The organism is Acidocella sp., assembly GCF_013044125.1.
Classification (GTDB): domain Bacteria; phylum Pseudomonadota; class Alphaproteobacteria; order Acetobacterales; family Acetobacteraceae; genus Acidocella.
This window is the reverse complement of the sequence record NZ_JABEVC010000148.1, coordinates 1-2,516: the sequence shown is the minus strand read 5'-3', so window position 1 is coordinate 2,516 and position 2,516 is coordinate 1. Positions and strand designations below refer to the sequence as shown.

3 protein-coding genes are annotated in these 2,516 nt (G+C 60.8%); all 3 read right to left on the bottom strand.

Going from position 1 to position 2,516, the window contains the following annotated elements:
* Window positions 1-287: 287 nt before the first annotated feature.
* Window positions 288-689, bottom strand: a complete 402-nt coding sequence (gene vapC / locus HKL97_RS09185) for a tRNA(fMet)-specific endonuclease VapC (protein ID WP_291424612.1) — start codon at window positions 687-689, stop codon at window positions 288-290.
* Entirely contained in the window at window positions 689-913 is a 225-nt protein-coding gene (gene vapB, locus HKL97_RS09180) for a type II toxin-antitoxin system VapB family antitoxin (RefSeq protein ID WP_291424610.1), read from the bottom strand. The genes vapC and vapB overlap by 1 nt, the downstream gene beginning before the upstream one ends.
* Window positions 914-1,048: 135 nt before the next feature.
* Window positions 1,049-2,516, bottom strand: a 1,468-nt coding sequence (locus tag HKL97_RS09175; protein ID WP_291424608.1) for a DUF2786 domain-containing protein, incomplete at its 5' end; no start/stop codon positions are given.

Sequence of the window (2,516 nt, the reverse complement as noted above, 5' to 3'; positions counted from 1 at the left end):
GTTTCCACGGACGGTTCTGTTTCTGTTCTGGTTGAGCAAATCAAGATGGTTGCGGGGGCACGATTTGAACGTGCGGCCTTCAGGTTATGAGCCTGACGAATAGCGACTTAATCAATTGAAAAATAAGAATGATTTTCATAATTTTTCATTTATGTGATAATATATGTGATAGATTTGGTGAAGTCATTACGGTAAATCGTGTAAACTGTGCTAGCCGCACTCATCGACGAAATGGTGTCGGCATGCCTCCCCCCTGAACGACTGCCCAACACGACCGGAACTGGTGCTCAAACCAACCAATCCTCGCATCTCAGCCCCTGAACCCGCTGGAACTCGCCCAAATTACCCGTGACAACCACCAAGCCCCGGCTGCGGGCATGGCCGACGATCATAAGGTCATACGGCCCGATCACGCAGCCCCGCCCCTCAAGTTCAGTCCTGATTTCGGCGGTGTGCGCCGCCGCCTCGCTGTTAAAGGGCAGAACCGTCAGTCGCCCGGCAAAATGCTCCACCTCGCGGCGAATGCGGGGCGGGTCGTTCGATCGCTCGGCCCCGTACAGCAATTCATAGAGTACCACATCGGAGAGACAAAGTGCCTCGGCATTCGCATTGAACCGCGCCCGCAAGCCCTGCGGCCGGTCGCGCAGCACACGGATGCAAAGATTGGTATCCAGCATATAGCGCAGCATCAGAAGCGTTCACGCTCCTGCATCGCAGGCTGCTCGCGCCTGCTCAGGTCAACTCCCGGCGCGTCAAAGAAATCGTCCCAAGCCGCCCCGGCAGGTGCGATGATCCGCCGCGGGCCGTCAGGGACTATGACCACATCGCGCACCTCATCAGCAAAGGCCACGGCCTTGGGCAGGCGCACAGCTTGCGAGCGGTTGGAGAGGAACAGGGATGTGCGCGTCAGCATGAATAATCTCCGAGGTATATCCAGCGTGGATATACCTCTATTCCAACTTCAATTCAACAATATTCATGGGCGTAAATGCTCAGCGCTCTTGGCGTCAGACCTTCAATCACGCGGCAGTAGGAGTGATGCCCGAACTTACGCCGTCGCGGCAATCCCCGGGGCATATTCAAATCGCTGACCCGCCGCTTCGCCCGCCGCGAATGCATCGCTAAGAACCCGCTTACCGCGGCCGAGTGCACGGGAACTGAGACTAAGGCCCAGCTTCTCCATCTCCTCCTCCACCATCGCCGCCTTGGCCGGCACCAGATCGCGGCCCGAGCCACCGCGCATGGTGGCCTCGCGCGTGGCGCGGATAGCATGGAGCTTGCCGGAAATGCCCCGCGCCAAGCCGGTCTGAAAGGAATTTGTCGCCGTTCGCCGTTCGCCGGCCATCTCGAAATAAATATCGCTGGCGCGGAACGCGTTGGTCTCGGTCTCAAACGCACGCTCAACCATCTCGTAGAGATACCGCGCCGCCGTCACATCACCACGCAGGCCGAAGAAGATATAGCGTAACGGCGCAGCCTCGGCGCGCTCCGCCCAGACGCGGCAGTCAAAAAAATTCGCAATTGCCGGGATGCATTCATCAATCGGCGCAATGCGGCGGCGGTTGGTCTGGATACCGATACCCTCGCAAGGCTGTGCCCTAAATTCAAGTTCACCGAGTGACAGACCGTAGCGGTCCAATAACTCCGCCACTTTTTCCGCCGCTGCCAGCGCTTCATGTTCCGTGCAACCTTGGGCCACCGTTTTAGCGCGCAGACCTTGAATGCGCTGCACGAGCCGTTCCAACTCCAGGTCCTCCGCCACGCGGCCACCCGCTAGTTTTGCCCGTAATGTTTCAAAAAGCGCGCGCACCCGCTGCGGCCAGCCGCGCTTGGCAACGGCATCGGCAAGCCCGGAGGCAACCAAAGCCAGGGTAAGCCCGCCAACGCCATGGCGCTCGCGATGCTGCGCCACCTCCAACTGCACCAACAACAAGCGCTCAATGGCCGTGGCAACATCATCCCTGCCGCCATCGCGGGACTGCACGGCGGCGGCCAATGTATCGAGTATATTCGCCAGATTGGCCGTTTGCCGCGTGCGCTGAAGCAAATTCGCGTCCGGTGCCCGCGCGTCCAGCGCCAGCCATGCCATGGCGAGGTCTTCCAACTCGCTTTGCCCTTCTTCAAACAGCCCCACGCCGCCGGCCTCTCCCATTGGCCGGTTCAGGCCGGGAACATCCAGCGTACCATGGCGAACCACATGGGCATAAACCGCCTCCGCCCAGCGCACATTGGCGCTTGCAGCCGGGGCACCTGCCACCGGATGACCAGCCGCCACCGCCAGGGCAGCAACATCGAGCGGCGTTGCCGCACCCGCCAGGCAACCAACCCCGCCGGGCAGCGTCACCACGCGGCCGAACAGGGTCATACCGTCCAGCAGGGGCAAAAGCTCCGCATCCGCCAGGCGCAACACCTCACCCGTGACAACATCCCGGACGCCGACCCCGGCACCGTCAGCGCCTTGCTCCAGACGCAGCAAACGGTATCGCGCACGGCAAAGTGCCGCCATCGCCTCCCTC

Coding starts and splice junctions, on each gene's coding strand:
- vapC (WP_291424612.1), bottom strand. CDS start 689: ATGCTGCGCTATATGCTGGATACCAATCTTTGCATCCGTGTGCTGCGC.
- vapB (WP_291424610.1), bottom strand. CDS start 913: ATGCTGACGCGCACATCCCTGTTCCTCTCCAACCGCTCGCAAGCTGTG.